This window comes from Brevundimonas sp. GW821-FHT09G01 (genome assembly GCF_059416065.1).
Map to the genome: position 1 here is coordinate 293,008 of NZ_JBWKOL010000002.1, position 25,081 is coordinate 318,088.

Sequence of the window (25,081 nt, forward strand, 5' to 3'; positions counted from 1 at the left end):
AGATTTCACCGGATTTGGGGCGGTCGCAAGGCAGTCAGACCGCGACCGCCAGATAGATGATCGCCGTGACGAACAGCCCCACGACGATGAGGCAGAAGTTCTGGAGGAGGACGAACCGCCAGATCGTCGAGAACCAGCCGAGCTCATAACCGCCCTTCAGCTGGGCGAATTGATGGATCGGCGTACCGACCATGACCGCGAACCACGCCGCCACACCCAGCGCCGGGTGGATGAAGCCCAGACAGATCGCGATCAGGCCCACCAACACCACGAAGGTCAGCGAATACAGAACAAAGACACCGTGGTCATAAAGGGTCGTCTTGCGCCGCCACAGGAACAGCAGGGCCATGAACGGGATCGACAGCGGCACCAGCAGGAAGGCGAATTTGTAGAAGGTCTGCTGGATTTTGTAGACCGCGAGGTCAGGGTTCATCAGCTTCTTGGCGACCTTCTTGACGCCCGGACTGACGGTTGGGTCAGAGTAGACGTCGTTGGCGATCTCACTGACCGACCCCTGCCAGCTGTCCGATTGCACCTCGTCGGAAGAGGCCGCTTCGGCGCCATCAGCCTTTTTGCTGAGACCCGCCAGGACATTGTCGGCGACGTCCAGCGCCGCCTTGTCGCCGGCGGTTGTCGCCGCGGCGCGGGCCGCGGCGATATCCTGACGCCCCTTCTCGAACTCGGCCGCGCCCTCTTCCCCCGCGACGGTGCTGACCGGGTGGAAGCTGGACTCCGGCATGTGCACAAAGCTGAGCGCGAAGAAGGAGACGAAGACCGTGAACAGGAAGATCGCCAGCGGCGAGACGTAGCGGGTGCGCTTGCCGTGGATCCACTCGCGCGTCAGCTTGCCGGGATTGAAGGCCAGCAACGGCAGAGTGCGCCAGATACGGGCGTCGAAATGCATGACGCCGTGCAGCACCTCCTCGCCGAGATGCAGCAGGGTGCGGTGAACATGGGTCGGCTGACCGCAGTTCGAACAGAAATTGCCGGAGGTCTCGGACCCGCAGTCGGCGCAGGTTCCGGTGTGGTCCTCGCCCGCCTTGCCGGCCGGCTTCTCGATCGCGCCGGCGATCAAACCCGCGGTCACGACGCCGCCTGCACCTTCGATATCCATCGCCAGCATCCCCCCGGGCCGCACTCAGGCGGATGTCAAACCCGCCGTACAAAAGGAAAGGGCGTCGGTAAACCGACGCCCCCTCCCCATACAACTGTCGCCGCGATTTAGCGCGCGGCGCCGGAGACGATCGCGGTGTGGGCGTTGCGGTTGCGGGCCCACGATTCTTCCGACGAACCGGCGGCGATCGGACGTTCCTTGCCGAAGCTGATCGTGTCGATGCGGCCGGCGTTGATGCCGCGCTCGATCAGATAGGTGCGGACCGACTCGGCGCGGCGGGCGCCCAGGGCCAGGTTGTACTCACGCGTGCCGCGTTCGTCGGCGTTGCCTTCGATACGGATCGTCACCGACGGGTAGCGCTGCAGCCAGGCCACCTGGGCGTCGAGGCGCGGGAAGGCTTCCGAACGGACCGAATAGCTGTCGAGGTCGAAATAGACGCGGTCGCCGACGTTGACGACGAAGTCCTGCTCCGAACCCGGGGCGGCGGCGCCGAGGTTTCCGCCGTCGACGTTGCCGTTGTTGACCGGCGGATACTGCGGACCGACCGGCGGCGGGACTTCGCCCGTACCGGTCTCGACCGGACGACGCGGGGTGCAGGCGGCGATGGCCGTCACGGCCACGCCCACGGCGGCCAGACGGACGAGGGTCGAGGGCTTCATCATCGAGGTCGTCTCCTAGGTCGTCGGGGCCAGGCCCCGCTTAGCTTTGCTGTAGTAGGTCGGTACTGTCGCGCCAGCTTTTTCACCAGACACGATAACGCGGTAGTGAGGCCAAAGGCTCCGCTTGTGATCAGCTGGGACAGGCGTCCGCGCCGGAGGCGCCCAGACGGCTGGGCTGCTGATCCAGCAGCGGCGACCACGCCGGGTCTGTGCCGCGACCGCTGTAGCCGGCCTGGCTGACCACCCGGCCGGACAGATCGACGGTCCACAGGCGGGTGTCGCCGCCCGGGCTCTGACGCGCGAACATGATGTAGCGGCCGTTGGGCGCCCAGGTCGGGCCTTCCTCGAAATAGCTGGACGACAGGATGCGCTCGCCCGAGCCGTCGGTGTTCATGACGCCGGTCGAGAAGCGGCCGCCACCCTGTTTGGTGAAGGCGATCAGGTCGCCGCGCGGGCTCCAGGTCGGGGCGGTATAGAGGCCGCCGCCGCGCGAGATCGGCCGCTGGCCCGAACCGTCGGCGCGCATGGTGTACAGGCGCGCGCTGCCCGAACGGTCCGAGGTGAAGACGATCTGGCTGTTGTCCGGGCTGAACGACGGCGAGGTGTCGATGCCCGGATCGCTGGTCAGGCGGCGCACCTGACGGCTGCTGAGGTCCATCACATAGACGTCGGTGTTGCCGTTCCGGATGATCGAGAAGGCCATCTTGGCCCCGTCGTTCGAGAACCGCGGCGCCAGCACCTGACCGTCGAACTCGCCCAGGCTCTCACGGCGCTGGGTGGCCAGGTTGAACAGGTAGATGCGGCTGTAGTCCTTGCCGAGGGCGACGTAGGTGATCTCGTTCGGATCGCTCAGCGAGAAGCGCGGCGACATGATGATCTCGTCGCCCTGGGTCAGGTAGATGGGGCTGAACCCGTCCTGATCCGAGATCGTCAGGCGCGACAGCCGGTTCAGCTGGGTGCCGCTTTCCGAGACGAAGACCACGCGGCTGTCGAAGAAGCCGCTCTCGCCGGTCATGCGCTGATAGACCATGTCCGCGATCTTGTGGCCGATCCGGCGCCATTGCTCGGGCGTGGCGGTGAACTGGTAGGCGACCAGCTGGCACTGGCGATAGGGGTCGTACAGGCGGAAGCCGAAGTCGTTGCGGCCGTCGGGCCGGGCGGTGACCGAGCCGTACAGCACGGCCTGGGCGCCGATGGAGGTCCACTGGGCGAAGTTCGGCGCGTTGGCCAGCGTCAGGCCGGTCTCGACGAAGCTGGCCGGATCCAGCGGCTCGAAATAGCCCGAGCGGCGCAGGTCGGCGCGGATCACGCCCGACAGGTCGGAACCGTTCTGGCCGCCGAAGTCGGCGACGGCGATCTGCATGGGACGCAGGACGCCCTGATTGATCTCGACCTCGACCGGTTCCTGCGATTGCGGCTGTCCGGCGGGCGGCGTCTGGGCCGTGGCCGCGCTCACCGTCATCGCCAGGATCGCGGCGCTGGCCAGTAGTCGGTTCAATCGCATGAGAAGCTCCCGCAAGTTCAAACGTCCGCCGGTTCTTGTCGCCGAACCGGTCGCTTATGGCCAGCATGGCCGTGATTGGGGCGACTTTCAGGCCCCGTCAGGGTTCGTCAGAACCTTTCCTACCGGTTCCGGCAGGCTTCTTCGGTGTTGAAGGTCGGGCGGAATGAGCCGCCGGTGAAACCGTCGGGCACGTCGAACGGCGCGGTCTGGCGCAGGGCGCGCATGGCCGCGTCGGCCGAGGCGCGCCAGACCGGATCCGAGCGCGGCGAAATCAGGGTCGGGCCCGCCGTGATCCGGCCGTCGCGCGACAGGGTGACATCCATCTGGATGCGCAGGTTGCGGGCCTCGGGCACGTCGCAGGGCAGAATCCAGTTCGGGATGATCTGCTGGAACATCGCCGTGATCTGCGGACCCGAACTCTGCTGGACCGGACCGGCGCCGCCACCGCCGGGCGGTGGGCGGCGGGCGGGACCCGGATTGTTGCGCAGCGGCCCCGCGTTGGCGTTCGGGTCGAAGCTGGGCTGGGGCGGCTGGCGCGGAGGTTGGGGGCGCGGCGGCTGGGGACGCGGGGGCGTCGGGGGACGCTTCTCCGGCGGGCGCGGCGTCGGCTGGGGCGCGGGGCGCGGCGGGGTCGGACGCGGCGCAGGCGCGGGCGGCGTCGGCTCCGGCGGAGGCGGTTCGACCGGAGCCTCCACCGGGGCGGTGTTGGCCTCCTCGGTGGTCGGTTCGTCGCTTGGGGTGATCTCTCCGCCGCCGGACACCAGCGTGTCCGACACGATCTGGACCGGTATGGCGTTGTTGACCGGCAGGCGCGGCGGGGTCGGCGCGAACAGCACCATCCACACCAGGCCGGCGCCGATCAGGGCGTGCACCGCCAACGCGCCGACCAGAGCTACTCCGGGCCGCTCCACGCCGTCAGCCCTCCCCGGGCGTCGCGGCGGTGTCGGTGATCAGGTTCAGCTTGGTGAAACCTTCCGACGACAGGCGGGCCATGACGCGGGCCACCGCCTGATAGGGAGCCCGGCCGTCGGCGCGGATGAAGATCGGTTTCTCGCGGGCGTCCGCGCCGCCTTCCTCAGCGACACGCGCGAGCAGCTGATCCCAGCGCACCTCGCCGTCGCCGACGAAGATCTCGCCGTTCTCCTTGATCGAGACCGTCACCGGCTGGCTTTCGGTATCGACGGCGCTGGCTTCGGTCTTGGGCAGCTCCACCTCGACGCCTGTCGTCAGTAGGGGCGCCGAGATCATGAAGATGATCAGCAGCACCAGCATGACGTCCACCAGCGGGGTGACGTTGATCTCGCTCAGCGGACGCTTGCGCGCCCGGCGGCGGCCGCGGACATGGCCGCCTCCGCCTGCTCCACCCAGGGCCATGGCTCAGGCCTCCCGGCGCGGTTCGGACGAGGGCGCGCCCAGGCGGCGGGCCACGGCGGCCTGCAGGTCGTCGGCGAAGCTCTCCAGACGGCCGGTGAACTTGCCCGCGTCGATCGAGAATTTGTTGTAGGCGATATAGGCCGGGATGGCCGCGAACAGGCCGATGGCCGTCGCAAACAGGGCTTCCGAAATGGCCGGGGCCACCGTCGTCAGATTGGTGTTGCCCGCCGAGGCGATGGCGCCGAAGGCGTTCATGATGCCCCAGACCGTGCCGAACAGGCCGATGAAGGGCGAGGATGTGGCGACCACCGACAGGACGCCGAGACCGTTCTCGACCCGTTGACCCTCACGGGCGATCAGGCTGTCCAGCGCGCGGTCGATACGCGCCATCAGCAGATTGCCCTGCCCCTCGGTCAGCGGGCCGCGCGTGCGGGCCTCGCGCCAGTCCGACAGGGCGATCACCAGCATGCGCGGCAGGGGATGCGAAGGGTTCGGACCGGCCTGCGCCGCGATCTCTTCCAGCGACCGGCCCGAGCCGACCGCGTCCTCGAAGGCGTTGGCCTGACCGTTCAGTGCGGAGAACCGGATCGCCTTGTCGATGATCACCGCCCACGACCAGACCGAGGCGAGCGCCAGACCGACCATGATGGCCTTCACGACGAGGTCGGCCCGCAGGAACAGGTCGACGGGATTCAGCATCGAGGGGTCTGCAGCGATGGTCATTCAGGCGTCCTTGCGTGTCCGTCCTGTGCAGCGGACGGGCGTGGCGGTTCTGTGGCGAGTCAGATGTCGTCAGCCGGGTTTAGTGTCCTGTAGCGGCACGGTCACGCTCGTGCACGTGACAGGTTCGCAATGCGCCGCCGCTCTCGCCTCAAGCTATTCCGGCGAGCGGGCGGCGTTCGGCTGCACGGCCACCGAGACGGGGGCCCCGACGCTGATGATCACACCTTCGTGGCCTTCCTTGGCGATCGAATAGGTGGCGGCGTCGCGCAGCAGCTGGTTCTCGCAGGCCTGATCATTCGGACGGCCCAGATCCTCGCAGCCGCGCTTGGCCGCATCGGCCCAGCCCCGCACCCGACGGGTGGCCGCCTCGGCCCGCTTGATCGCGGCCTCGTCCTCGGCGGCGGCCTGGGCGATCAGGGCCTGGCGAGCGCCTTGCTGATACTGCAGCTCGGCCTGACCGGCCATCTTGCGCTCCCAGACCTTGTAGTAGGGGCAGCCGACCAGTCCGCCGCCCAGCAGCAGGACGGCCAACAGGGTGACGATGGCCAGCAGGGTCCAGGCCTGGCGGCCGGTCATCTCGGAGGTCTGGGCCATGTCAGGGCTTCCTTTCGTCGGCCAGCCAGGGGCGGACCTTTTCAACAAGGGTCTTGGTGGGCCGGCGCGGGCGGCCGTCCATGTGGATGCAGACGACCTCGACCTCGGCGCGGCACAGGACGCTTTCGGTGGGGGCGTCATCGCCGCGCACGATCTCCTGCGCGATCAGCAGGCGGGGTCCCTTCACGGCCTCATACCAGGTGCGCACCACCAGCTCATCGTCGATGCGCGCGGGCTTGAGGAAGGTCAGGTTCATCTTGGAGACCACGAAGGCCATGGGCTGGTCGCCGTCCAGCAGCTCCGCATGGCCGACGCCCATCAGGCGCAGGCAATCGGACCGCCCCCGCTCGAAATAGCGGACGTAGTTGGCGTGGTAGACGAGGCCGGTGAAGTCGGTGTCCTCGTAATAGACGCGGACCGGCAGGCGATGCTCGCGTCCTTCGAAACGGCCGGCGGTGGGACGGTCGGTCATCGCACCAGCTCTTCATGACGCTTGAGGAAGCCGGGGCACAGGTCGCCCTGCAACTGGTCGAACTCGACCTTCAGCGGATCGGTCTCCAACATCAGGCGATTGGGGCGGGAGATGAAGGCGACGATGTCATCGCCGTTGCGGATGTAGCCGCAGACCGCGCGGCGGCGGCCGGTCTCCGTATAGGTGACGCGCGCCTGACGGCCGACCAGCCGATGCACCTGGGCCTGGGCGCGTTGCTCGGGCGTCGGCTCGGGCGTTCCGAAGGCGTTGCGGCTGACCAGCCAGACCAGAAGCGCGCCGAGCAGGATGACGGCCACGCCGAGGACGGCGATCAGGCGTTCAACGCGGATTGTCCGTTTCGCCATGCGGCCTCCCTGCTCCAACCATGCCGGGGTTCGGCGCGCAGGTGAAGGCTATTTGCCCCCGAACAGGTCGCCGGCTTGGGGAACCTTGGGCGGTTCGGTCAGGCCCAGATGGCTGTAGGCGCGCGCGCAGGCCATGCGGCCGCGGGGGGTGCGCTGGATGAAGCCCTGCTGCAGCAGATAGGGCTCGATCACGTCCTCGACCGCGTCGCGCGCCTCGGCGATGGCGGCGGCGAGGGTGTCCATGCCGACGGGGCCGCCGCCGTAGTTCTCGATCAGGGCCTTGAGGAAGCGGCGGTCGTTGGCGTCCAGGCCGACCTCGTCGATCTCCAGCCGGGCCAGGGCGCGGGCGGCGGCGAGTCTGTCGATGGAGGTCGCGCCCTCGGCGGAGGCGAAGTCGCGCACCCGGCGCAGCAGGCGGCCCGCGACCCGGGGCGTGCCGCGCGAGCGCGAGGCGATCTCCAGCGCGCCGTCCTCGGTGATCGCCGCGCCCATCTTGCGCGCCGTGCCCATGACCACGCGGGTGAGTTCCTGCGGAGTGTAGAACTCCAGCCGCATCGGGATGCCGAACCGGTCGCGCAGCGGCGTGGCCAGCAGGCCCGCGCGGGTCGTGGCGCCGACCAGGGTGAAGGGGGCCAGATCGATGCGCACGGAGCGCGCGGACGGCCCCTCGCCGATGATCAGGTCCAGCACATGGTCTTCCATGGCCGGATAGAGGATCTCCTCCACCGTCGGGGCGAGACGGTGGATCTCGTCGATGAACAGCACGTCGCGCGGTTCGAGATTGGTCAGGATGGCGGCCAGGTCGCCGGCCTTGGCGAGGATGGGGCCGGAGGTGGCGCGGAAGCCGACGCCCAGCTCGCGCGCCACGATCTGCGCCAGCGTCGTCTTGCCCAGCCCCGGAGGGCCGAACAGCAGCACATGGTCCAGCGCCTCGTTGCGGGCGCGGGCGGCGTCGATGAAGACCTTCAGATTGCCCTTGGTCTGCTCCTGGCCGACGAACTCGGACAGGGTCTGGGGCCGCAGGGCGCGGTCATAGGCCTCACCGGGGGCGGGCTCGGCGGAGATGATGCGGTCGTCGGTCAACGCCCCAGCTCCTGCAGGGCGGCGCGGATGACGGCGGACAGGTCGGCGTCCTCACCCAGGCGGATCAGGGCCTGATCCACCGCGCGGCGGGCGTTGACCTCGGCCACGCCGAGTCCGAGCAGGGCCGAGACGGCTTCGCCGGTCAGGCTGGGGGTCGGAGCCGCGATCTCGGCGTGGACGCCAGGCGCGGAGGGCGTGAAGGAGGTGTCGCCCAGCGGCTTGCCCTTCAATTCCGTGACGATGCGCAGGGCCAGCTTGGGGCCGACGCCGTTGGCGCGGGCCACCGCCGCCTTGTCCTCGCGCGCCACCGCGGCGGCCAGTTCGCCCGGCGGCAGGACATCCAGAACGCTGAGCGCCGCCTTGGGGCCGACGCCCTGGATGCCGGTCAGGGTGGTGAAGGCGCGCCGGTCGTCGCGGGTCAGGAAGCCGTACAGGCGCGGGCCGTTCTCGGCGGACCAGTTCGATTCGATGTGCAGGGTCGCCTCGTCGCCGGGCGCGGGCAGGCGTTGCAGGGTGCGGGCCCCGCAGGCGACGACATAGCCGACCCCGGCGCAGTCGATCAGGCAGTGATCCTGCTCGACCTCGGCCAGCACGCCGCGAAGACGTCCGATCATGCCGCGCCTCGCAGGGCTGTCAGAAGCGCGCGCTTGCGCAGCTGGGCGTGGGTGATGGCGACGGCCAGGGCGTCGGCGGCGTCCGCCTTCACGTCGCCGGCCGAGGGCAGCAGCCGCTTCACCATGAAGGCGATCTGGCCCTTGTCGGCGTGGCCGGCGCCGACCACCGCCTTCTTGATCAGGTTGGGCGAATATTCCGCGACCGGCAGGCCGCATTTCGCGGGGGCCAGCATGACGGCGGCGCGGGCATGGCCCAGCTTCAGCGTCGAGGACGGGTTCATGTTGACGAACACCTCCTCCACCGCCGCCTCGTCACAGGCGTATTCGGTGCAGATCGCGCTCAGGGCGTCTAGCAGGTGCAGCAGCCGCTCGCTGAACGGGGCGGTCTCGGGCGGGGTCACGACGCCGTGCGCGATCCAGCGCAGCCGCGAGCCTTCGGAGGCCACGACCCCCCATCCGGCGCGTCTGAGGCCGGGATCCAGACCGAGTATCCGAGTCGTTTCGTTCGCCATCCGTTCCGTTATTGCCCGAGAGATGCCTAACGGACAATGACCGGATGCGATCATCGACCATTGCATACGCAATGAAGTCGTGCTTTGCGTATGCAATGGACACCACCCCCTGCATCTGCGGCCGCTTGCGCCGCACCTCGCGCGCCCTGACGCGACTGTATGACGAGGCGCTGGCGCCGGTCGGGCTGACGGTCACGCAATTCTCGGTCACGCGGACCCTGTCGCGGCTGGACCGGCCGACGCTGACGGAGCTGGCGGACGCCACCGCCCATGAGAAAAGCGCCCTGTGGCGCATCCTGCAGCCGCTGGTGAAGAAGGGCTGGATCGACGCCGCCTCGCCGAAGGGCGAGCGCGGGCAGCGCCTGTCGGTGACGCCGTCGGGCCTCGAAAAGCTGAACGACGCGATGCCCCACTGGCGCGCGGCGCAGGCGAAGGTGTCCGAAACCCTCGGCGACCGCGAAGCCGCCCTGATCGCCCTGCTGCGGGAAGTCGAAGCCCATGTCTGACGTCCTGCACCCGAAGCTGTCGAACCGCGCCTGGACCATGATCCTGGCGGGGGCGGTGATCGTGACCCTGTCGATGGGGGTGCGGCAGTCGTTCGGCCTGTTCCTGCAACCGCTGGGCCTGGAGTTGGGCGTGGACCGCCAGACCTTCGGCCTGATCGTCGCCGGCCAGAACCTGCTGTTCGGCCTTCTGCAGCCCTTCGTCGGGGCCTGGGCCGACCGGCACGGCGCGGGCCGTGTCGCCGTGGTCGGGGCCGCCGTCTATGCGGTCGGGCTGATCATCGCGGCGACGGCGGTGAACGCGCTGGGCCTCGCCGTCGGCTTCGGCGCCCTGGTGGGCCTGGCCATGGCCGGCTGTACCTTCACCGTCATCCTCGGCGCGGTCGGCAAGATCGTGCCCGCCGAGAAGCGCACCCTGGCCTTCGGCATCGTCACCGCCGGCGGATCGCTCGGCCAGTTCCTGGTCGTGCCCGCCGCGCAGGGCCTGCTGGACGCCCTGGACTGGCGGCTGACCCTGTTCGTCATGGCCGGCCTGATCGCCGTGATCGCGCTGCTGGCGATCGGCATCGCGGGCAAGCCGCCCGCCTCGATCGGCCAGCAGGACGGCCCACCGATCCGCGAGGCGCTGAAGGAGGCGTTCGTCGACCGTTCGTTCTGGCTACTGAACGCGGGCTTCTTCGTCTGCGGCTTCCACATCGCCTTCGTCGGCACCCACCTGCCGTCCTACATCCGCGACCAGGGCCTGCCCGCCGAGGTCGGGGCCTGGTCCCTGGCCCTGATCGGCCTGTTCAACATCGCGGGCTCCTGGCTGTGGGGCGCCTGGGGCTCGAAGCGGTCGAAGAAGAACCTGCTGGCCCTGCTCTACGGCCTGCGCTCCGTGACCATCGTCCTGTTCATGATCCTGCCCCTGTCGTCGGTCAGCGTGCTGGTCTTCGCCGCGACCTTCGGCTTCCTGTGGCTGGGCACGGTGCCGCTCACCAATGGGCTGGTGGCCCAGATCTATGGCTTGAGGCACCTGTCGGCGCTGGGCGGGATCGTCTTCCTGAGCCACCAGGTCGGGGCCTTCCTCGGCGCCTGGACGGCGGGTGTGGCCTTCGACGTCACCGGCTCCTACAACCTGATCTGGATGGTCTCGATCGCCCTGGGCCTGCTGGCCGCCGCCGCCAATCTGCCGATCCGGGAAGCGCCGCTGCTCCGGCCTAAAGCGGTCCCGGCGCAATGACGCGCAAGCTGGCCATCGGCGGCGCGGCGCTGGTCCTGACCGGGCTGGGGCTCTGGCTATGGAGCCGCAACGGCATGGCGGTGTTCCTGGACGCCATGGTCGCCTTCTGCGCCTGAGGCCTGTTCGTCGGGCCTATTCGTCTCTGGGCATCACCAAGAAGCCGGACAGATCGTCCTCCTGCGACAGACGGGCGACCAGGCCGTCGACGTCCAGGGGCATGGCGCCTTTCACCTTCATGTGGTGCTCGTGGACCTTGCCGTCCTGCGAGATGACGTGGCCCAGACGGACGGCCTTCATGCCCGAGTCGCGCAGCAGGTTGCGGACGACGGCCTCGCCCGGAGCGGCGTTGCGCCGCCACTTCAGCACCACGTCCATGACGCCGATGTGGGGCAGCTTGGCGTCGGCGAGGCGCAGTACGGCCAGCACCGCCAGCGTCGCGCCCGCCGCCAGCAGGGCCAGCGGCAGCATGCCGACGCCGAACAGCACGCCGATGGCCGAGGTCACCCACAACGACGCCGCCGTGGTCAGGCCGTGGACCGAAAATCCCTCGCGGAAGATCACGCCCGCGCACAGGAAGCCGATGCCGGTCAGCAGGCCGTGCGACATCCGCGTCGGATCGACCACCACATTCTGCCCTGGCAGGGCGGTGAAGGCCCAGGTCGACTGGTGCATGGCCGCCAGCATCAGCACGCAGCTGGTCAGGCAGACCAGGATGTGGGTGCGAAAGCCCGCCGGATGGCCGTGATAGGTCCGCTCGACGCCGATCAGCCCCCCGGCCGTCATGGCCGCAAGCACGGGCCAGACCAGATCAAAGTTCAGCAATGAAATTCGCTCCGCAAACTGACGAATCCCGAACCTAGGCCAGTCCGGCGGTTTCAATCAAGCAGCGGGCAAGCAGGGGTCAGTCGTCGCGCGGATCCAGCGAGTAGCCGATCACGCCGTCGATGCCGCGCAGGCGGGCCGCGAGCGTCTTCAGGGCCGGCTCGCCTTCGACCTTGAAGCGGAAGCTGCGACGCAGGGCGGCGCCGCCGTCGATCAGTTCGAAATGGTCCACCGTGGAGGAGCGGTCGATGCCGGCCAGCGCCGCCTCGATGCGATCCTCGGCGCCGGTCGCGTCGCGCCGCCAGACGATCTGGGCGTCGATCACCGCCTTCTGCGGCAGGCGTAGGCTGACCAGCCGCAGGACGACCAGGATGGCGACCGTCAGCACCGTCCCGACCAAGCCGAGCCCATACAGGCCCGCCCCGAACAGCAGGCCGATCGCGGCCGTGATCCACAGCGACGCCGCCGTGGTCAGGCCGTGAATGGAGAAGCCCGCGCGGAAGATCACCCCGGCGCACAGGAAGCCGATCCCGGTCAGGACGCCGTGCGCCAGACGCGCCGGATCGGCCACCACTGCGGCGCCCGCGACCGGCAGGAACCGCCATGCGCCCTGCGACACCGCCGCCTCCATCAGCAGGGCCGAAGCCAGGCAGACGAGGATGTGGGTGCGAAAGCCCGCCGCCCGCCCCCGCCATTCGCGTTCGAAGCCGATCAGCCCGCCGGCCAGGACGGCGGCCAGAAGTGGAAGGGTGAAGCCGGGCAGGTCGCTCATGTCCATGGGCGAGCAACGGTGGTCGAGCGTAGCGGTTCCGGCGATCAGCCGGCCGGCGTGGGTTCCGGCGACGGAGCCAGGGGCGTTTCCAGCCGATCGGCAGGCGGCAGGGTCGACGGCGGCACGTAGACCGGCGGCTTTTCAGCCTCGGCCGGCGGCGGCGTCGGCTGAGGCGGCCTCACCCATCGAGGGGTGGCGGTGTAGGACACGCCGAGCGTGACCGTGCCTTCGACCGTGCGGCCGTTGGCCGTCAGCGGCTCCATGCGCGCGCCCGCCAGGGCGGGCCGCGTCCGCGCGGCCAGCCCCGTGCCCGCGGGCTCCTCGGTCGCCGAACAGCTCGACAGGGTCCCGCCGCGGCTGACGTTGCAGCGGAACCGAACGCTCATGCGGGTGACGCCCGACGGGTAGGCGTCGTCTCCGACCGATGGCCAGGCCGGCGGGACCGACCAGCGCAGCGGCCCCCAGGACGGCTCACGGCTCCCACGCTCGGACGATACGCCGCGCTGCTCCGTATCGGGGGGCGCATCGCCGTAAGAGGGATCGCCCGTGGGCGAGACGGGGACCGTGAGGGGGATCGACGACGACGCCTCGGCGACAGGAGTCGCCACGGGCGGTTGGCGTTCAAGCGCCCTTTGGGCGGCTCGCGCGGCCCGCTCGGCGGCCTGCGCCGTGCGATAAGGTCCGGCCTGTCGATACTGGCCGACCAGATGGACCAGCGACACGACGGTCGCGACCGCCAGGGTCGCGCTGAAGGCGCGGATCAGCCACCGCTCGGTCCTGCCGCGCGGCCTCGCATCCGCCGGATCGTCATAGCTGTGCGTCATGGCGCCTCCCCGGCCCTATCCTGACCGGTCAGCCCCCTGTCTTGCAACGCCCGAGACAGCCGCGCCGCGCCGCGCTAGCGTCTGGCTGCTGGGGAGAAGCCTGATGTCCAAGTCCGCCGGAACCGTCGCCGCGATCGCGGTCGCCCTCATCGCCTTCGGGGGCGCCCCGTCGCGGGCCCAGGAAGCCGCGCCCCGGCCCGACCAGCAGGCGTTTCGCGGCCTCTACGAGGAACTGATCGAGACCAACACCACCCTGTCCGAGGGCAGTTGCACCCTGGCGTCCGAGCGGATGGCGGCGCGGCTGCTGGCCGCCGGCTATCCGGCCGCCGACGTGCGCGTGCTGGTCCCGGCGGAGCGGCCGAAGGACGGCAATCTGTCGGCGGTGCTGCGCGGGTCGGACCCGTCGGCCGGTGCGATCCTGCTGCTGGCCCACATCGACGTGGTCGAGGCCCGCCGCGAGGACTGGGACCGTGATCCGTTCACCCTCGTCGAGGAGGGCGGCTATTTCCACGCGCGCGGCGCGCAGGACGACAAGGCCCAGGCGGCCATCTGGGTCGACACCCTGATCCGGCTGAAGGCGCAGGGCTTCACCCCGCGTCGCGACATCAAGATCGCCCTGACCTGCGGCGAGGAGACCTCCGACACCTTCAACGGCGTCTCGTGGCTGCTGGAGCACCATCGCGACGCGCTGCAGGCGGACTTCGCCCTGAACGAGGGCGCGCGCGGGCGTCTGGACGCGGACGGAAACCGCGTGGCGCTGGAGATCCAGGCCGGCGAGAAGATCTATCAGGACTACCGGCTGGAGATCACCAATCCGGGCGGCCACTCGTCGCGGCCGGTTGCGGACAACGCCATCTACCGCCTGTCCGCCGCCCTGACCCGACTGGGCGGCTACACCTTCCCGACCGAGCCGAACGCGACGGTCCGGGCCTATTTCACCGCCCTGGCCGAGGTCACGCCCGCCTACGCCCTGCCCATGCGCGAGGTCGCCGCGGCCGCCAATCTGGACATCCGCGAGCGGGCGGCGCAGCGGCTTTCCGCGGCCGATCCGGCATGGAACGCCGTGCTGCGCACCACCTGCGTGGCGACTATGGTCGATGCGGGCCACGCGCCCAACGCCCTGCCCCAACGCGCGACCGCCAATGTGAACTGCCGCATCCTGCCGGGTCACGATCCACAGGCGGTGCGCGCCGAACTGGAGCGGGTGCTGGCGGATCGGGACATCGCGGTGACGATTCCGGGCCAGATCGATCCCACATCGCCGCCCCCGCCGCTGAGCCCCGCCATCGTCGATCCGATCCGCCGCATCGCCGCCGATCTGTGGCCGGGCGTGCCGGTGGTCCCATCGATGAGCCCAGGCGCCACCGACGGCCGCTTCACCAACGCCGCCGGCATCCCGACCTATGGCGTCACCGGCCTGTTCTCCGACCCCGACGGCGGCGGCGTGCATGGGCTGAACGAACGCATTCGCGTCCGGTCACTGTATGAAGGACGAGATTTCCTGTTCGAACTGGTGAAGGCGTACGGAAAGTAGTCCGCACCTTCATCACAACAGCAAAGCTCCGGCTGCGTATGTTGTAACATCAACGAATACATCAAGCCTTGCTATTGAAATTGCCGCCACGACTGAATTTCCTAGGTTAATATAGTATTAACAATTTCCTAACCTGATCACGAATGAGTGATTACTTGGAACCCCAAGGGAACCACCTGGGGGATCGCTCCTTTTTCGGCTCGGGAAAGGAGAATACCATGGGTCACACAACCTTTAGCGCTCCCAACGCCTTGATCTGCTGCGGCATCGCCGCGGCGCTCATGGTGGCGGGCTGCAACGGAAACCGATCATACTCACTCGGCGGCGGAGGCGGCTTCGGCTCCGACGGCGGACAAGGCGCTCCGGGCGCTCCGGGCGCTCCAGGCGAACCCGGACCGTCCGGCCCTCCCGGTACGCCCGGAGGTCCCGGAACCCCGGGCGCGCCCGGCGGCATCGGCGGCGGACTGGTCGGCGGCCTGAGCGATCTGGGCGAGACCACCGGCCTGACCGGCCTGACCGACCCCTTGGGCCGCGTCACCGTCGGCGACCGCACGGTCCTCGGCCAAGGTGGAACCGGCGGCCCGCTCGGCGTCAGCGTCCTGTCTCCGACACAGCAGACAGGCTCGGTCGCCACGGTCGGCGTCCTGTCCGGCGGGCAGATCGCCACGGTCGGCGCCGGCACGCCGAATACGCCGGTGACCAACGCCTCGGGTCCGGCCACCGGACTGCTGGGGCTCACGGTCGGCAGTCATCAGGTCGTCGGTTCCGGCAGCGGCAATCCGGCCATTGATCTGAACGTGTTGTCGCCCACCGGAGCCTCCGGCACGGCGGTGACGGGCAACATCCTGTCGAACGGACAGCCGGTCGGCGTCGGAGTCAGCGGCGCGCCGGGAGCCACGGGCGGGACCAATCCCGTCGGCGGCGTCCTCGGCGGCGTCACCGGCACGGTCGGCGGGCTGCTGAACGGCGGCGCGACGGGCGGAGCCAACCCGGTCGGCGGCCTGCTGGGCGGCCTGCGCCCCGGCGGCGGCCACTGAGAATGGACGGGCGGCGTCGCCTTTCGACGCCGCCCGCCTCTCGTCCCTTGCAAGGATGTCGTGAATGATCGCCCCCGCCGTGCTGGCCGCTCTTCTGATGACAGCCCCCGACGGTCCCCAGGATGGACTGATCGTCGATCGCGGCCGGCTGGACCGCAGCCAGCCCCTGCCCGAACAGCCCCCGCCCCCGACCCCGACCCCCGCCGAGGCGGAAGGCGCCGATGCGCCGGTCGCCCCGTTCGTGCTGCGCGCCGTCGATATCCGGACGCCGCCCGTGGCCGCGGACGAGATCCGCGCCGCGGTCGATCCCTTCATCGGCCAGACCCTCGACGCCGACGGCCTGGCCCGGCTGCGCGCCGCGGTCAGCACGACCCTGTCGCGCCGGGCCGCCTTGCCCATCGTCTCCATCGACACCCGCGAGTCGGCCACGGGCCTGCTGCGCATCACCGCCGCGCCGGGCCGGGTCGGCCGCGTGGCCATCTATGGCGACACCCGGCCGAGCGTGGATCTGATGCGCCGTTACGCCGGGCGGCTGGCCGCCGAGGCGCCGCTGACCCGCGAGACGGCTGAACGCTACCTGTCGCTGATCGCCGACATCCCCGGGGCGAAGACGACGCTGGAGAGCGCGCCGTCGGCGACGCCCGGCGCCACCGATCTGGGCTTCGACGTCGACTTCAGCCGTTGGGTGTTCGAGACCGACATCAATAATCGCGGCTCCCGGACGCTGGGCCGGACCCAGGTCACCGGCGCGGTGACCTTGAACGGGGGCTGGCGGATGGGCGACCAGACGCGGCTGGCCCTGACCGTCCCGACCGACCCCGACCGGTTCCAGTTCCTGAGCCTGTCCCACCGCCAGCCGATCGGCGCGGACGGGATGGCGGTGACGCTGGCCTCCGGGCGGCTGCGCACCCGGGTCGAGGGCGCGGACGGCGACGCCACCACCCTGGGCGCCGTCCTCAGCTGGCCGATGATCCGCAGCTATCGCCGCAACCTGGTGCTCAGCGCCGGGCTGGACAGCCTGGACAGCGACAACGCCGTGTTCGGCAATCTGCGCGCGACCGAGAAGACCCGCGCCCTGCGCGCCTCCGCCGCCTTCGGCCAGATCGGGACAGGCTCGACCCTCAACGCCAGCCTGACGATCAGCCGCGGTGTCGACGGCCTGGGCGCCGAAGTCGACGGCTTCACCGACGCCGATTTCACCAAACTCAACGGCCGCGTCGACGGGGCCCGCGCCTTCGGCCGGAGCATCCGGGTCAGCGGGGCTGTCGCCGCGCAGTATTCGCAAGACCGCACCCCGACCGCCGAGCTGTTCAGCCTGGGCGGGACCGACTTCGGCCGCGGCTTCGGATCGGGCCTGCTGGTCGGCGACAGCGGCTACGGCGCCAAGATCGAGACCGCCTGGCGCCCCGCCTTCGTCCCCCGCCCGTTCGCCGGCAGCGAGCTCTATGCCTTCGCCGATGGCGGCGAGGTCATGGTCAACGCCCGCGGCCCCTTCGCCGAACGGTCCGACAGCCTGATGTCCGCCGGCGGCGGCGTCCGCATCGCCGTCGCCGACAAGGTCATGGTGGAGCTGGAGGGCGCCCGCGCCGTCGATGATCCGCGGCCTTCGGGCGCCCGATCCCGTTTCGGCTTCGCCGTCACCGCCCGCTTCTAGGACAACGTCATGACTTCCCCGCCCGAACGCGGCCTCTGTCCTGAGACATTCACCGCCCTGAAGGCTGAGGTGATCCGCGCCGCCGTGGAACTGTCGGACGAACAGCTGATGGCGCTGAGCGACGCCCTGCACAGCATGATCCGCCTGCGCCGCCCGGGCCGGCCGATCAGCCATGACTCCGGCTGGCTGGAGGAAAAGTCGCCCTACATCGTCTAGAGAGAGAAGCCCCGCCGCTTCCCCTCAGGCGCCGTCTGCTGGACGGCGTACGGGGTCAGCCCGCGTACTTGGCGGCGTCTTCGTCCGAGATGTCCTCGTTCGAATAGACGTTCTGCACGTCGTCCTCGGCGTCCAGCGCGTCGAGCAGCTTTAGCAGGGTGCCGACGGCTTCGCCGGTGACCGGCACCTCCGACTGGGGCTTCCAGACGATGGCGGTCGACTTCGGGTCGCCCAGCACCTTGGACATGGCCTCGGCCACCTCGTTCAGATCCTCGAAGGCGGTCCAGATGGTATGGCCGGGCGCGTCCTCATAGATGTCCGGCTTGACCAGATCGCTCTCGACGTCCTGGGCGCCCGCCTCGATGGCGGCTTCCATGACGGCGTCCTCGGTGCCGGCCTCGGCCTTGTAGATGATCTGGCCGACGCGATCCCACATGAAGGCGACCGAGTTCATCTCGCTCAGCGCCCCGCCGTTCTTTTTGAAGGCGGCGCCGATGTTGGAGGCGGCGCGGTTGCGGTTGTCAGTCAGGGCTTCGACGATGATTCCGACGCCGCCCGGGCCGCGGCCCTCGTAGCGGACCTCTTCCATCGTATCGACATCGCCCGACGAGGCCTTGTTGATGGCGCGCTGGATGACGTCCTTGGGCAGGCTTTCGGCCTTGGCGTTGTTCACCGCCAGACGCAGGCGCGGGTTCATGGCGGGGTCGGGCATGCCCGACTTGGCGGCGACCGTGATGTCGCGCGACAGCTTGGAGAACAGCTTGGAACGCTGAGCGTCGGCGCGCCCCTTGCGGTGCATGATGTTCTTGAACTTGGAATGGCCGGCCATGGGTTCGGTCTCTGGTCGTCTCAAAGGGTCGAAAGTCGGAGCCGCGATCTAGCCGAAGGCGGCGGCGGTGTCACGATTCAGGAACCTGTAGAGCTTTACAGGCATTTCGGATCAGCAGACGGAGCCCCGACATGACCGCCGAAGACGCCATCTATGCAGCCGAGGGCTATCACGACGACGACCTGCATGAGGCCGACATCGTCGAGTGGTACGAAGCCCGCCCCGTCACCGTGCCGACCGCCGTCGCCACCGGCGCCGTCATCGGCGCCTTTGCGCTCGGTGTGCTGACCGCCGTCGGCGCCCTGGCCCTGATGGGCCGCCTGGACGACTGAGACGCTATTCGCTCGCCGTCCCGAAAAGGGCGGAGTTCTGGATGGAATGTCTCCGGTATGTGAGGTCGGCCTCCACGAGCTTGTTCCAGTTGTCGCATTCAACCAACTGGTCTTTCAGGCGATCAGACAGGCTGAACCATCCATCCGCCAGCACGATCTCCACCGGCCAGGGCTTGGAGACGTGATTGGCGATATCGTCGGCCGCCCTCTGCACAGCCTTCGAGATCGCGATGAAATTCCCGATCGGGGTGAAGTTGGCCGCGGCGTCAGCGCCGTTCCGCACCAGTGAATCGATCAGCGAAGTCAGCGTCTGGCTGTCGTTGGGCGCCAGGACCGAGGCGAGACGTCCGCACTCCTGAGCGACACGAAACGCCGCCGTGTCGAGCGCGAGTCCAAACGCGGCGTCAGCGCGAGACAGGGTCTCGATCTGCATCCGGTCCACCGCCCCGGCCTCCGCACCTTGTGGCGGCAGCGTACTGGCTGACGCCCGGCTAATGGCCGCAAGGGCGTCGTCCAGGTCCGTATAGGCCCGCATCATCTCCGCGTGGCTAGCGAGGGCCTGCCTGATCGCGGCGTCCACCTCGGCCAGCGAGCGTTTCACGGCCTCTGAACGCGCAAGCGAGGTTCTGTACGCGAGCCATTCCCCGCGAGCGTCACGGCTTTCCTGCAGCACCGTCTCGGCCTTCTTGAGAAGCGCGAGGGCCGTGCTCTTCATCCGGTCAGCTCTTCAGGCTCTCAAGGAAGCCGCGCATCTTCTCGTCCACGGGCACCGGCCGCTTGGTCTCTCGGTCGACATAGACGTGGACGAAATAGCCGACGGCGGCGGCCTCCTGCTCGTTGTTGCGGAACAGGCCGATCTCGTAGCGGACCGAGCTTGAGCCCACGTGCGCCACCCGCACCCCGGCCTCGATCTCGTCCGGGAAGGCCGTCGGCGAGAAGTACCGGCAGCCCGTCTCGACCACCAGGCCGATGGTCGTGCCCTCGTGGATGTCCAGCACGCCGTTGACCACCAGCAGCCGGTTCACCGCCGTGTCGAACCACGAATAATAGACCACATTGTTCACGTGGCCGTAGACGTCGTTGTCCATCCAGCGCGTCGAGATCTGCTGGAAGCGGCGGTAATCGCCGCGCTTCGTGCGTTCGATGGTCCCGGTCATTAAGTCCCTTCCCTCTTTTAGGTGCGCTACCGCTCGGCGCGCGGCGCCTCGCTGCTTGAGCGCAGGATGAGTGCGCCGCGCTGTGTGGTCGTTCGTCCCTCGGAGCCGGTCTGCGCCGACTTCCGATACCGACGCTCGGGCTTGGCGGACGCCGCGTCAAGCGCCCGAACCGAAATCGGTTGGGTTGGGCAGGGCCCAACTCAACCCAGATTTCGGTCCAGTTTAATGCTGGACCATTTTCTGGATTCGGGCCGTTCCGGCCCGAAGCGAAAATGGTCTAGCGTCTGGTCATGAGCACGCCGATCCAGACCCGCGCCGCCGTCCTCCGCACCATGGGCGCCGCCCGCCCCTATGCCGACAGCCGTCCGCTGGCGATCGAGACCGTCACCCTGGACCCGCCGGACGCCGGAGAGGTCCTCGTGGCGGTCCGGGCGGCGGGCCTGTGCCACTCGGACCTCAGCGTCATCAACGGCGACCGGCCCCGCCCCATGCCGATGGCGCTGGGCCATGAGGCGGCCGGCGTGGTCGAGGCGGTCGGCCCCGGCGTCGACGACCTGCGGCCCGGCGACCATGTGGTCATGGTCTTCATGCCCAGCTGCGGCCATTGCCAGCCCTGCGCCGGCGGCCGCCCGGCCCTGTGCGAGCCCGGCGCGGCGGCCAACGGCAAGGGCGAACTGCTGGGCGGCGGCGTCCGCCTGCACGGCCCCGAGAGCGACCTGCACCATCACCTCGGCTGCTCCGCATTCGCAGACCGCGCGGTCGTCTCGCGCCGGTCGCTGGTCAAGGTCCCGGCCGACCTGCCGTTCGAGCACGCCGCCCTGTTCGGCTGCGCCGTCCTGACCGGGGTCGGGGCCGTCGTGAACACCGCGCAGGTCAAGGCCGGGCAGTCGGTGGCCGTGGTCGGTCTGGGCGGCGTCGGCCTGGCGTCGGTGCTGGGCGCATTGGCCAGCGGCGCCAGCCCCGTCGTGGCCGTGGACCTGTCCGAGGACAAGCTGGCGCTGGCCCGCTCCCTCGGCCCCGTCCTCACCGTCAACGCCGCGGACGCCGACGCCGTCGAACAGGTGCGCGCCCTGACCGGCGGCGGCGCCGACGTGGTCCTGGAAATGGCCGGCTCGGTCCGGGCGCTGGAGGCGGCGTGGAAGATGACCCGCCGGGGCGGGACCACGGTCACCGCCGGCCTGCCCCCGCCCGAGGCGGCGCTGGCGGTCAACGTCGTCAATCTGGTCGCCGAGGAGCGGACCCTGAAGGGCAGCTATATCGGCACGGCCATCCCGTCGCGCGACATCCCCCGCTACATCGCCCTGTTCCGCGAGGGCCGTCTGCCGGTCGACCGGCTGCTGACCGGCGTCGTCGCGCTTGAGGACATCAACGCCGCCTTTGACGACCTGCACGCGGGCAAGGCCGTGCGGACCGTCGTCCGCTTCTAGGCCTTGTCGCGCACCCGCATCGCGCCGCCCTGGCCGGTCTCCACATCGAAGCGGCCGGTGGCGCGGATCAGGTCCGACAGCTTGGCGTGGCCGTAGGACCGCTGATCGAAGTCGGGATAGGCGTTGCGCAGCCGGTTGCCGATGCCGCCGACCGTCACCCAGCCGTCGCCGTCCTCGTCCATGTCGGCGATGACCGAGGCGATCAGGCGCGCGGCCTCGGACGGCTTGCGGCGCACGGACGGCGCGGGCGCCGTCTTGCCCGCCGGCGCGGCGACCGAACCCTCGGCGGCGGGGGCGCTGAGGTTCTCGGTGTAGATGAAGCGGGTGCAGGCCTGCCGGAAGCTCTCGGGCGTCTTCTGTTCGCCGAAGCCGTAGACATCGACCCCCTCCTCGCGGATCCGCGACGCCAGCCGGGTGAAGTCGGCGTCCGAGGAGACCAGGCAGAAGCCGTCGAACCGGCCCGAATGCAGCAGGTCCATGCCGTCGATCACCAGGGCGATATCGCCGGAGTTCTTGCCCTTGGTGTTGGCGAAATTCTGCTGCGGCTGGATGGCGAAGCGGGCCAGGACCCGCGTCCATCCGGCCAGCTGAGCGCTGGAGAAGTCGCCGTAGATGCGCCGCGCCGAGGCCTCGCCCAAGGTGGCGATCTCGGTGAACAGGGCCTCGGCGATCCGGGCCGAGGCGTTCTCGGCGTCGATCAGCACGGCGAGGCGGGGCGGCTTGGCGGCGTCGGAAGCGGGCATGAAATGATCTCGGCGAAGGGGAGCCCATCCTCCACCTCTTCGCCGCCGCTGTCGCCTCCTCTCTGTCGTCCTTGAGCCCGACACGCTACACCGCGCCCATGACCCAAGCTCCCCTGCGCCGCCTGATCGACCTGCCGGGCCTCGACGCCCTGGAGATGAAGGCGCTGATGAAGCCGCGCCTCGCCGACCCCGACACGCGCGACGAATTCCCCGAGATCGCCGAGGCGGCGAAGGCCGCCTTCGGCCTGACCCCGGACGAGGCGGAGGCCGTGGCCCTGCCCGCCGACTGGGACGGTATCGAGCGCCTCACCGGCTTCGACCTGGCCGACGCCTTCGAGGCCGAGGGCTGGGATGTCGCGGACGCCAAGCGCAAGCCCCTGCGCATGCTGGCCCACTGGACCCTGCCGCTGGCGCTGGCCATGCGCGGCGTCGCCGGCGAACTGCCCTTCCAGCCCGAACCGGGCCCGGACGACCGCGGCGACGACTGGGGATCGAAGATGGCGGCCGAGGCGACGCGGTTCAGGAAGCGTTAGGGCGGTGAAGACACCTCAGGCCGACTAAAACCTGTTGCTGTCCCCCCTCGCGCCATGCCTAACCTAGAGTAGGCGGATAGGTTTGCTTCCTACCTGAGATAGGAACCCGCCGAGGGCGCGGGGGAGGCGCGCAAAGGCGCATGTCACTCTCGTCGATCCTGCAATCCATCATCTCGCTCCAGCACGAACATTCGTCGGTCGGCACGCCGGCCATGGCGCTGAGGGGTGAGTTGGTTCGCGACACCCTGCGGCTGGAGATAAACGAGTGGCGTCTTGAAATCGCGCGGGTGTTGGGACGCTACGGGGACGATCTGGAAGTCCGGGGCAGCGACGGCTCGGGCCGCAAGGCCGTCATCCCGTGGGTCAGGCTCTATTCCAGGAGAATGGCGCCGGCCCCGACCAAGGGCTGGTCCATCAGCTATCTCTTCCATCCGGACGGCGCCGGCGTCTCCCTGTGCCTGATCCACGGATCTACGACCGGGGAAGGCCGACAATTCAAAAGCCTGGGCCGAGGCGAAGCCGCTGAGCTGGTCGATTGGGGACGCTCCGTCGTGAGGAACGACCTGGCCCACGATGAGGCGGTGCAGGCCGGCGTCGTTCTGGGCCGGCAGCATCTGGCGGCGGCCTACGAACGAACGGCCCTGTTCTCGAAATTCTACGCCGACGGATCGATACCCGCCGACGAGGCGCTGGTCGGCGATCTCATTCTGTTTTCCGGCGCGCTGGCCAAACTCTATCGCGCCGACGAGGCGGGGATCACGCCCGGCTCCTCCAGTGCGGAAGTCGTCCACATCCTGCAGTTGGCGGAGGAGATGGCGGCGCCGTTCAAACCACCTCAGCGCGGACAGGGATGGGGCCTCGACACCGCGGCCAAGACGGCGGTCGAACTGCGCGCGATGCGCGTCGCCGAGGAATGGCTTTCGCAGGAAGGGTTCACCTTCACCGACGTCTCATCCACCGACAGCTGCGACTTTCGCGCCCAGCGCGACGGCGAGGACTGGGTCATCGAGGTCAAGGGCACGACCGCGGGCCCCAAGAGCATCCTGGTCACGCGGAACGAGGTGGCGCTGCATCGCGCGTCCCATCCGCTGAACGCGCTCCTCGTCGTGCATGGCGTCAAGCTGGGGAAGGACGGCGTGTCCGCCTCGGGCGGGACGCTTCTGGTTCTTTCGCCGTGGCTTCTGGAGGACGATCGCCTGAGCCCCACCAGCTATGAATACCGGCTGGTCTAGGCCCGGCCGGCGGCCCCTACCCCATCCGCGCCGGAGCCCGAGCCAGAATGGCCCGGATCTGGTCCGGGGTCATCATCACGCCGCGACCGCCGGCCGGGTTGATCAGGATCACCGCGTCCTGCAGCAGTTCAAACAGGTGGCGGCCTTGGATGGCGATGAAGGCGGCGTCGGCGCCGAACACCTGGGCGACGCGTTGGGGATCGGTGAAGAGGGCGACCGTGTCGCGGCCGTCCTTCATGCGCAGGCCGCGCAGGATCAGCTCCTGCCCCGGGCTGATCATCTGGGCGCCCTCGGAAAGACCGGCGCCGACGCTGTCCGGCTGGGGCACGGCGAACAGGTCCTCGCCCAGCAGCAGGGCCTCGAACAGGCCCATGTCCGCGGGCGGCGCCAGACTGTCGTTCAGGGCGACCTCGAGCGGGTTCAGCGGGCTGTCGGTGAAGGCGAGGTTGAGGGCGTCAGTCATGGTCGGACTCGGCTACAGGCGGGCCGACACACAGACGGGAACGGCCGCGCGGCGTCAACCGCGCGGCCGCCGGGAAAGTCCGTCGTCGTGCGGCTTACGCCAGGACGACGATGGTCACGCGCCGGTTCTGGGCGCGGCCCTCGGGGGTGTCGTTGGAGGCCACCGGCGATTCCTCGCCGTACGAGATGGCCGCCATGCGGTTCAGGGCCACGCCCCGACGGCTGAGGAAGCGGCGCACGGCCTCGGCCCGGGCCTCGCCGAGCTGGTCGTTGTGCGCGGCGTCGCCGACGCTGTCGGTATAGCCCTGGATCTCCAGATAGACGTTCTGGTTCTCGCTGGTCAGGCGCTGGGCGAATTCGGAAAGACGCTGTTCCGCCTCGGGCGAGAGACCGTGCATGTCGGTCGGGAATTTCACCGAGTCATCCGACAGGACGACCTCGTACAGGAATTTGCCCTCGGCCAGTTTGTGGGCCGAGTTGGCGCGGGCGAGCGCTTCGCCGGCGGTGCCCTCGACCGTGGTGACGCGCGCATCGACCACGGCGGTCTGATCGCGCACGAAGCGGTGGCTGGCGCAGCCCGAGGCGGCGACGCCCACGGCCAGAAGAACGCCTGCGGCCGCGGCCATCCTGAGTTTCGATCTGATCAAGAGTCTCTCCATCAATGGTCCGGTGCGCCATGGTCCGGTTGTCGCGCGAGCCGCCCAGCACAGGTTGCCCAACGACGAACGGCGAATGAGGTTGCATGAGACGAATGGAAGCTATGCGATT

31 protein-coding genes are annotated in these 25,081 nt (G+C 69.3%); 10 read left to right on the plus strand and 21 right to left on the minus strand.

Annotated features, from left to right (window positions below; all coding sequences use genetic code 11):
* Positions 1-34: 34 nt before the first annotated feature.
* From AC07NB_RS06270 to ruvC, 12 genes are all read right to left on the minus strand, one after another.
* Entirely contained in the window at positions 35-1,114 is a 1,080-nt protein-coding gene (locus AC07NB_RS06270) for a DUF3667 domain-containing protein (RefSeq protein WP_494571308.1), read from the minus strand.
* A 107-nt stretch (positions 1,115-1,221) separates the two neighbouring features.
* Positions 1,222-1,773: a peptidoglycan-associated lipoprotein Pal gene (gene pal, locus AC07NB_RS06275; RefSeq protein WP_291840263.1), complete on the minus strand. Its 552-nt coding sequence runs from the start codon at positions 1,771-1,773 to the stop codon at positions 1,222-1,224.
* A gap of 130 nt (positions 1,774-1,903) precedes the next feature.
* Positions 1,904-3,277, minus strand: a complete 1,374-nt coding sequence (tolB, locus tag AC07NB_RS06280) for a Tol-Pal system beta propeller repeat protein TolB (RefSeq protein ID WP_291840261.1) — start codon at positions 3,275-3,277, stop codon at positions 1,904-1,906.
* Positions 3,278-3,396: 119 nt separating this feature from the next.
* Entirely contained in the window at positions 3,397-4,188 is a 792-nt protein-coding gene (gene tolA, locus AC07NB_RS06285) for a cell envelope integrity protein TolA (protein ID WP_494571309.1), read from the minus strand.
* A 4-nt stretch (positions 4,189-4,192) separates the two neighbouring features.
* Positions 4,193-4,651: a protein TolR gene (gene tolR, locus AC07NB_RS06290; protein ID WP_291836640.1), complete on the minus strand. Its 459-nt coding sequence runs from the start codon at positions 4,649-4,651 to the stop codon at positions 4,193-4,195.
* 3 nt (positions 4,652-4,654) lie between these two features.
* Positions 4,655-5,374, minus strand: a complete 720-nt coding sequence (gene tolQ, locus AC07NB_RS06295) for a protein TolQ (protein ID WP_494571310.1) — start codon at positions 5,372-5,374, stop codon at positions 4,655-4,657.
* Between the two features lie 153 nt (positions 5,375-5,527).
* A complete protein-coding gene (locus tag AC07NB_RS06300) occupies positions 5,528-5,968 on the minus strand; it encodes a hypothetical protein (protein ID WP_494571311.1) in 441 nt (146 codons plus the stop codon).
* 1 nt (position 5,969) lies between these two features.
* Positions 5,970-6,440: a YbgC/FadM family acyl-CoA thioesterase gene (locus AC07NB_RS06305; protein WP_494571312.1), complete on the minus strand. Its 471-nt coding sequence runs from the start codon at positions 6,438-6,440 to the stop codon at positions 5,970-5,972.
* Entirely contained in the window at positions 6,437-6,805 is a 369-nt protein-coding gene (locus AC07NB_RS06310; protein WP_291836651.1) for a hypothetical protein, read from the minus strand. The genes AC07NB_RS06305 and AC07NB_RS06310 overlap by 4 nt, the downstream gene beginning before the upstream one ends.
* A gap of 48 nt (positions 6,806-6,853) precedes the next feature.
* Entirely contained in the window at positions 6,854-7,888 is a 1,035-nt protein-coding gene (gene ruvB / locus AC07NB_RS06315; protein WP_291836654.1) for a Holliday junction branch migration DNA helicase RuvB, read from the minus strand.
* Complete coding sequence (gene ruvA, locus AC07NB_RS06320) at positions 7,885-8,502, minus strand: Holliday junction branch migration protein RuvA (protein ID WP_291836657.1); 618 nt, start codon at positions 8,500-8,502, stop codon at positions 7,885-7,887. The genes ruvB and ruvA overlap by 4 nt, the downstream gene beginning before the upstream one ends.
* On the minus strand, positions 8,499-9,014 hold the full coding sequence (gene ruvC, locus AC07NB_RS06325; protein WP_492313958.1) for a crossover junction endodeoxyribonuclease RuvC: 516 nt from the start codon (positions 9,012-9,014) through the stop codon (positions 8,499-8,501). Before ruvC ends, ruvA begins: the two co-directional genes overlap by 4 nt.
* A 95-nt stretch (positions 9,015-9,109) precedes the next feature.
* On the opposite strand from ruvC, the gene AC07NB_RS06330 reads away from it, so the two are divergent.
* Together AC07NB_RS06330 and AC07NB_RS06335 are read left to right on the plus strand one after the other, a co-directional pair.
* Positions 9,110-9,520 (plus strand): MarR family winged helix-turn-helix transcriptional regulator, encoded by a 411-nt coding sequence (locus AC07NB_RS06330; RefSeq protein WP_492313959.1) that lies wholly within the window; start codon positions 9,110-9,112, stop codon positions 9,518-9,520.
* Entirely contained in the window at positions 9,513-10,739 is a 1,227-nt protein-coding gene (locus AC07NB_RS06335; protein ID WP_494571313.1) for an MFS transporter, read from the plus strand. The genes AC07NB_RS06330 and AC07NB_RS06335 overlap by 8 nt, the downstream gene beginning before the upstream one ends.
* Positions 10,740-10,871: 132 nt before the next feature.
* Here the strand turns inward: AC07NB_RS06335 and AC07NB_RS06340 are convergent, their stop codons facing one another.
* The 3 genes from AC07NB_RS06340 to AC07NB_RS06350 form a co-directional block, all read right to left on the minus strand.
* Positions 10,872-11,561, minus strand: a complete 690-nt coding sequence (locus AC07NB_RS06340; RefSeq protein ID WP_494571314.1) for an MgtC/SapB family protein — start codon at positions 11,559-11,561, stop codon at positions 10,872-10,874.
* A gap of 79 nt (positions 11,562-11,640) precedes the next feature.
* Positions 11,641-12,333 (minus strand): MgtC/SapB family protein, encoded by a 693-nt coding sequence (locus AC07NB_RS06345; RefSeq protein ID WP_492313962.1) that lies wholly within the window; start codon positions 12,331-12,333, stop codon positions 11,641-11,643.
* A gap of 44 nt (positions 12,334-12,377) precedes the next feature.
* Positions 12,378-13,157 carry a hypothetical protein gene (locus tag AC07NB_RS06350; protein WP_494571315.1) on the minus strand — a complete coding sequence of 260 codons (780 nt, stop codon included), beginning with the start codon at positions 13,155-13,157 and terminating at the stop codon, positions 12,378-12,380.
* A gap of 103 nt (positions 13,158-13,260) precedes the next feature.
* Here AC07NB_RS06350 and AC07NB_RS06355 point away from each other — a divergent pair, with 103 nt between their 5' ends.
* From AC07NB_RS06355 to AC07NB_RS06370, 4 genes are all read left to right on the plus strand, one after another.
* On the plus strand, positions 13,261-14,691 hold the full coding sequence (locus AC07NB_RS06355; protein WP_494571316.1) for a M20/M25/M40 family metallo-hydrolase: 1,431 nt from the start codon (positions 13,261-13,263) through the stop codon (positions 14,689-14,691).
* 218 nt (positions 14,692-14,909) lie between these two features.
* A complete protein-coding gene (locus tag AC07NB_RS06360; protein ID WP_494571317.1) occupies positions 14,910-15,728 on the plus strand; it encodes a hypothetical protein in 819 nt (272 codons plus the stop codon).
* 64 nt (positions 15,729-15,792) lie between these two features.
* Entirely contained in the window at positions 15,793-17,382 is a 1,590-nt protein-coding gene (locus AC07NB_RS06365; protein WP_494571318.1) for a ShlB/FhaC/HecB family hemolysin secretion/activation protein, read from the plus strand.
* A 9-nt stretch (positions 17,383-17,391) separates the two neighbouring features.
* The gene (locus AC07NB_RS06370; protein WP_492313967.1) at positions 17,392-17,598 is read left to right on the plus strand and encodes a hypothetical protein; all 207 of its coding nucleotides are present in this window, start codon (positions 17,392-17,394) and stop codon (positions 17,596-17,598) included.
* A 55-nt stretch (positions 17,599-17,653) separates the two neighbouring features.
* Here AC07NB_RS06370 and AC07NB_RS06375 read toward each other — a convergent pair whose 3' ends face one another.
* On the minus strand, positions 17,654-18,427 hold the full coding sequence (locus AC07NB_RS06375; protein ID WP_492313968.1) for a YebC/PmpR family DNA-binding transcriptional regulator: 774 nt from the start codon (positions 18,425-18,427) through the stop codon (positions 17,654-17,656).
* A 131-nt stretch (positions 18,428-18,558) separates the two neighbouring features.
* On the opposite strand from AC07NB_RS06375, the gene AC07NB_RS06380 reads away from it, so the two are divergent.
* Positions 18,559-18,759 carry a hypothetical protein gene (locus tag AC07NB_RS06380; protein ID WP_291836685.1) on the plus strand — a complete coding sequence of 67 codons (201 nt, stop codon included), beginning with the start codon at positions 18,559-18,561 and terminating at the stop codon, positions 18,757-18,759.
* Positions 18,760-18,763: 4 nt separating this feature from the next.
* Here the strand turns inward: AC07NB_RS06380 and AC07NB_RS06385 are convergent, their stop codons facing one another.
* On the minus strand, positions 18,764-19,474 hold the full coding sequence (locus AC07NB_RS06385) for a hypothetical protein (protein WP_494571319.1): 711 nt from the start codon (positions 19,472-19,474) through the stop codon (positions 18,764-18,766).
* 4 nt (positions 19,475-19,478) lie between these two features.
* Positions 19,479-19,916 carry an acyl-CoA thioesterase gene (locus AC07NB_RS06390; RefSeq protein ID WP_492313970.1) on the minus strand — a complete coding sequence of 146 codons (438 nt, stop codon included), beginning with the start codon at positions 19,914-19,916 and terminating at the stop codon, positions 19,479-19,481.
* 290 nt (positions 19,917-20,206) lie between these two features.
* Here AC07NB_RS06390 and AC07NB_RS06395 point away from each other — a divergent pair, with 290 nt between their 5' ends.
* Positions 20,207-21,343, plus strand: a complete 1,137-nt coding sequence (locus AC07NB_RS06395; protein ID WP_494571320.1) for a zinc-dependent alcohol dehydrogenase family protein — start codon at positions 20,207-20,209, stop codon at positions 21,341-21,343.
* Here AC07NB_RS06395 and AC07NB_RS06400 read toward each other — a convergent pair.
* Positions 21,340-22,086 (minus strand): NYN domain-containing protein, encoded by a 747-nt coding sequence (locus AC07NB_RS06400; RefSeq protein ID WP_494571321.1) that lies wholly within the window; start codon positions 22,084-22,086, stop codon positions 21,340-21,342. The genes AC07NB_RS06395 and AC07NB_RS06400 overlap by 4 nt on opposite strands.
* A gap of 98 nt (positions 22,087-22,184) precedes the next feature.
* Here AC07NB_RS06400 and AC07NB_RS06405 point away from each other — a divergent pair, with 98 nt between their 5' ends.
* Positions 22,185-22,619 carry a hypothetical protein gene (locus tag AC07NB_RS06405; RefSeq protein WP_492313972.1) on the plus strand — a complete coding sequence of 145 codons (435 nt, stop codon included), beginning with the start codon at positions 22,185-22,187 and terminating at the stop codon, positions 22,617-22,619.
* A 140-nt stretch (positions 22,620-22,759) separates the two neighbouring features.
* A complete protein-coding gene (locus tag AC07NB_RS06410) occupies positions 22,760-23,851 on the plus strand; it encodes an MrcB family domain-containing protein (protein ID WP_494571322.1) in 1,092 nt (363 codons plus the stop codon).
* Positions 23,852-23,867: 16 nt separating this feature from the next.
* On the opposite strand, the gene AC07NB_RS06415 is transcribed toward AC07NB_RS06410, so the two are convergent.
* Together AC07NB_RS06415 and AC07NB_RS06420 are read right to left on the minus strand one after the other, a co-directional pair.
* Positions 23,868-24,314, minus strand: a complete 447-nt coding sequence (locus AC07NB_RS06415) for an SseB family protein (RefSeq protein WP_494571323.1) — start codon at positions 24,312-24,314, stop codon at positions 23,868-23,870.
* A 94-nt stretch (positions 24,315-24,408) separates the two neighbouring features.
* Positions 24,409-24,939 carry an OmpA family protein gene (locus AC07NB_RS06420; RefSeq protein WP_494572564.1) on the minus strand — a complete coding sequence of 177 codons (531 nt, stop codon included), beginning with the start codon at positions 24,937-24,939 and terminating at the stop codon, positions 24,409-24,411.
* Positions 24,940-25,081: the final 142 nt, after the last annotated feature.

Bases quoted from the DNA above. Each gene is read 5' to 3' on its own strand.
- AC07NB_RS06270 (WP_494571308.1), bottom strand. From the start codon at position 1,114: ATGGATATCGAAGGTGCAGGCGGCGTCGTGACCGCGGGTTTGATCGCC.
- pal (WP_291840263.1), bottom strand. From the start codon at position 1,773: ATGAAGCCCTCGACCCTCGTCCGTCTGGCCGCCGTGGGCGTGGCCGTG.
- tolB (WP_291840261.1), bottom strand. From the start codon at position 3,277: ATGCGATTGAACCGACTACTGGCCAGCGCCGCGATCCTGGCGATGACG.
- tolR (WP_291836640.1), bottom strand. From the start codon at position 4,651: ATGGCCCTGGGTGGAGCAGGCGGAGGCGGCCATGTCCGCGGCCGCCGC.
- tolQ (WP_494571310.1), bottom strand. From the start codon at position 5,374: ATGACCATCGCTGCAGACCCCTCGATGCTGAATCCCGTCGACCTGTTC.
- AC07NB_RS06300 (WP_494571311.1), bottom strand. From the start codon at position 5,968: ATGGCCCAGACCTCCGAGATGACCGGCCGCCAGGCCTGGACCCTGCTG.
- AC07NB_RS06305 (WP_494571312.1), bottom strand. From the start codon at position 6,440: ATGACCGACCGTCCCACCGCCGGCCGTTTCGAAGGACGCGAGCATCGC.
- AC07NB_RS06310 (WP_291836651.1), bottom strand. From the start codon at position 6,805: ATGGCGAAACGGACAATCCGCGTTGAACGCCTGATCGCCGTCCTCGGC.
- ruvA (WP_291836657.1), bottom strand. From the start codon at position 8,502: ATGATCGGACGTCTTCGCGGCGTGCTGGCCGAGGTCGAGCAGGATCAC.
- ruvC (WP_492313958.1), bottom strand. From the start codon at position 9,014: ATGGCGAACGAAACGACTCGGATACTCGGTCTGGATCCCGGCCTCAGA.
- AC07NB_RS06330 (WP_492313959.1), top strand. From the start codon at position 9,110: ATGGACACCACCCCCTGCATCTGCGGCCGCTTGCGCCGCACCTCGCGC.
- AC07NB_RS06335 (WP_494571313.1), top strand. From the start codon at position 9,513: ATGTCTGACGTCCTGCACCCGAAGCTGTCGAACCGCGCCTGGACCATG.
- AC07NB_RS06345 (WP_492313962.1), bottom strand. From the start codon at position 12,333: ATGAGCGACCTGCCCGGCTTCACCCTTCCACTTCTGGCCGCCGTCCTG.
- AC07NB_RS06350 (WP_494571315.1), bottom strand. From the start codon at position 13,157: ATGACGCACAGCTATGACGATCCGGCGGATGCGAGGCCGCGCGGCAGG.
- AC07NB_RS06355 (WP_494571316.1), top strand. From the start codon at position 13,261: ATGTCCAAGTCCGCCGGAACCGTCGCCGCGATCGCGGTCGCCCTCATC.
- AC07NB_RS06360 (WP_494571317.1), top strand. From the start codon at position 14,910: ATGGGTCACACAACCTTTAGCGCTCCCAACGCCTTGATCTGCTGCGGC.
- AC07NB_RS06365 (WP_494571318.1), top strand. From the start codon at position 15,793: ATGATCGCCCCCGCCGTGCTGGCCGCTCTTCTGATGACAGCCCCCGAC.
- AC07NB_RS06370 (WP_492313967.1), top strand. From the start codon at position 17,392: ATGACTTCCCCGCCCGAACGCGGCCTCTGTCCTGAGACATTCACCGCC.
- AC07NB_RS06375 (WP_492313968.1), bottom strand. From the start codon at position 18,427: ATGGCCGGCCATTCCAAGTTCAAGAACATCATGCACCGCAAGGGGCGC.
- AC07NB_RS06380 (WP_291836685.1), top strand. From the start codon at position 18,559: ATGACCGCCGAAGACGCCATCTATGCAGCCGAGGGCTATCACGACGAC.
- AC07NB_RS06385 (WP_494571319.1), bottom strand. From the start codon at position 19,474: ATGAAGAGCACGGCCCTCGCGCTTCTCAAGAAGGCCGAGACGGTGCTG.
- AC07NB_RS06390 (WP_492313970.1), bottom strand. From the start codon at position 19,916: ATGACCGGGACCATCGAACGCACGAAGCGCGGCGATTACCGCCGCTTC.
- AC07NB_RS06395 (WP_494571320.1), top strand. From the start codon at position 20,207: ATGAGCACGCCGATCCAGACCCGCGCCGCCGTCCTCCGCACCATGGGC.
- AC07NB_RS06400 (WP_494571321.1), bottom strand. From the start codon at position 22,086: ATGCCCGCTTCCGACGCCGCCAAGCCGCCCCGCCTCGCCGTGCTGATC.
- AC07NB_RS06405 (WP_492313972.1), top strand. From the start codon at position 22,185: ATGACCCAAGCTCCCCTGCGCCGCCTGATCGACCTGCCGGGCCTCGAC.
- AC07NB_RS06410 (WP_494571322.1), top strand. From the start codon at position 22,760: ATGTCACTCTCGTCGATCCTGCAATCCATCATCTCGCTCCAGCACGAA.
- AC07NB_RS06415 (WP_494571323.1), bottom strand. From the start codon at position 24,314: ATGACTGACGCCCTCAACCTCGCCTTCACCGACAGCCCGCTGAACCCG.
- AC07NB_RS06420 (WP_494572564.1), bottom strand. From the start codon at position 24,939: ATGGCCGCGGCCGCAGGCGTTCTTCTGGCCGTGGGCGTCGCCGCCTCG.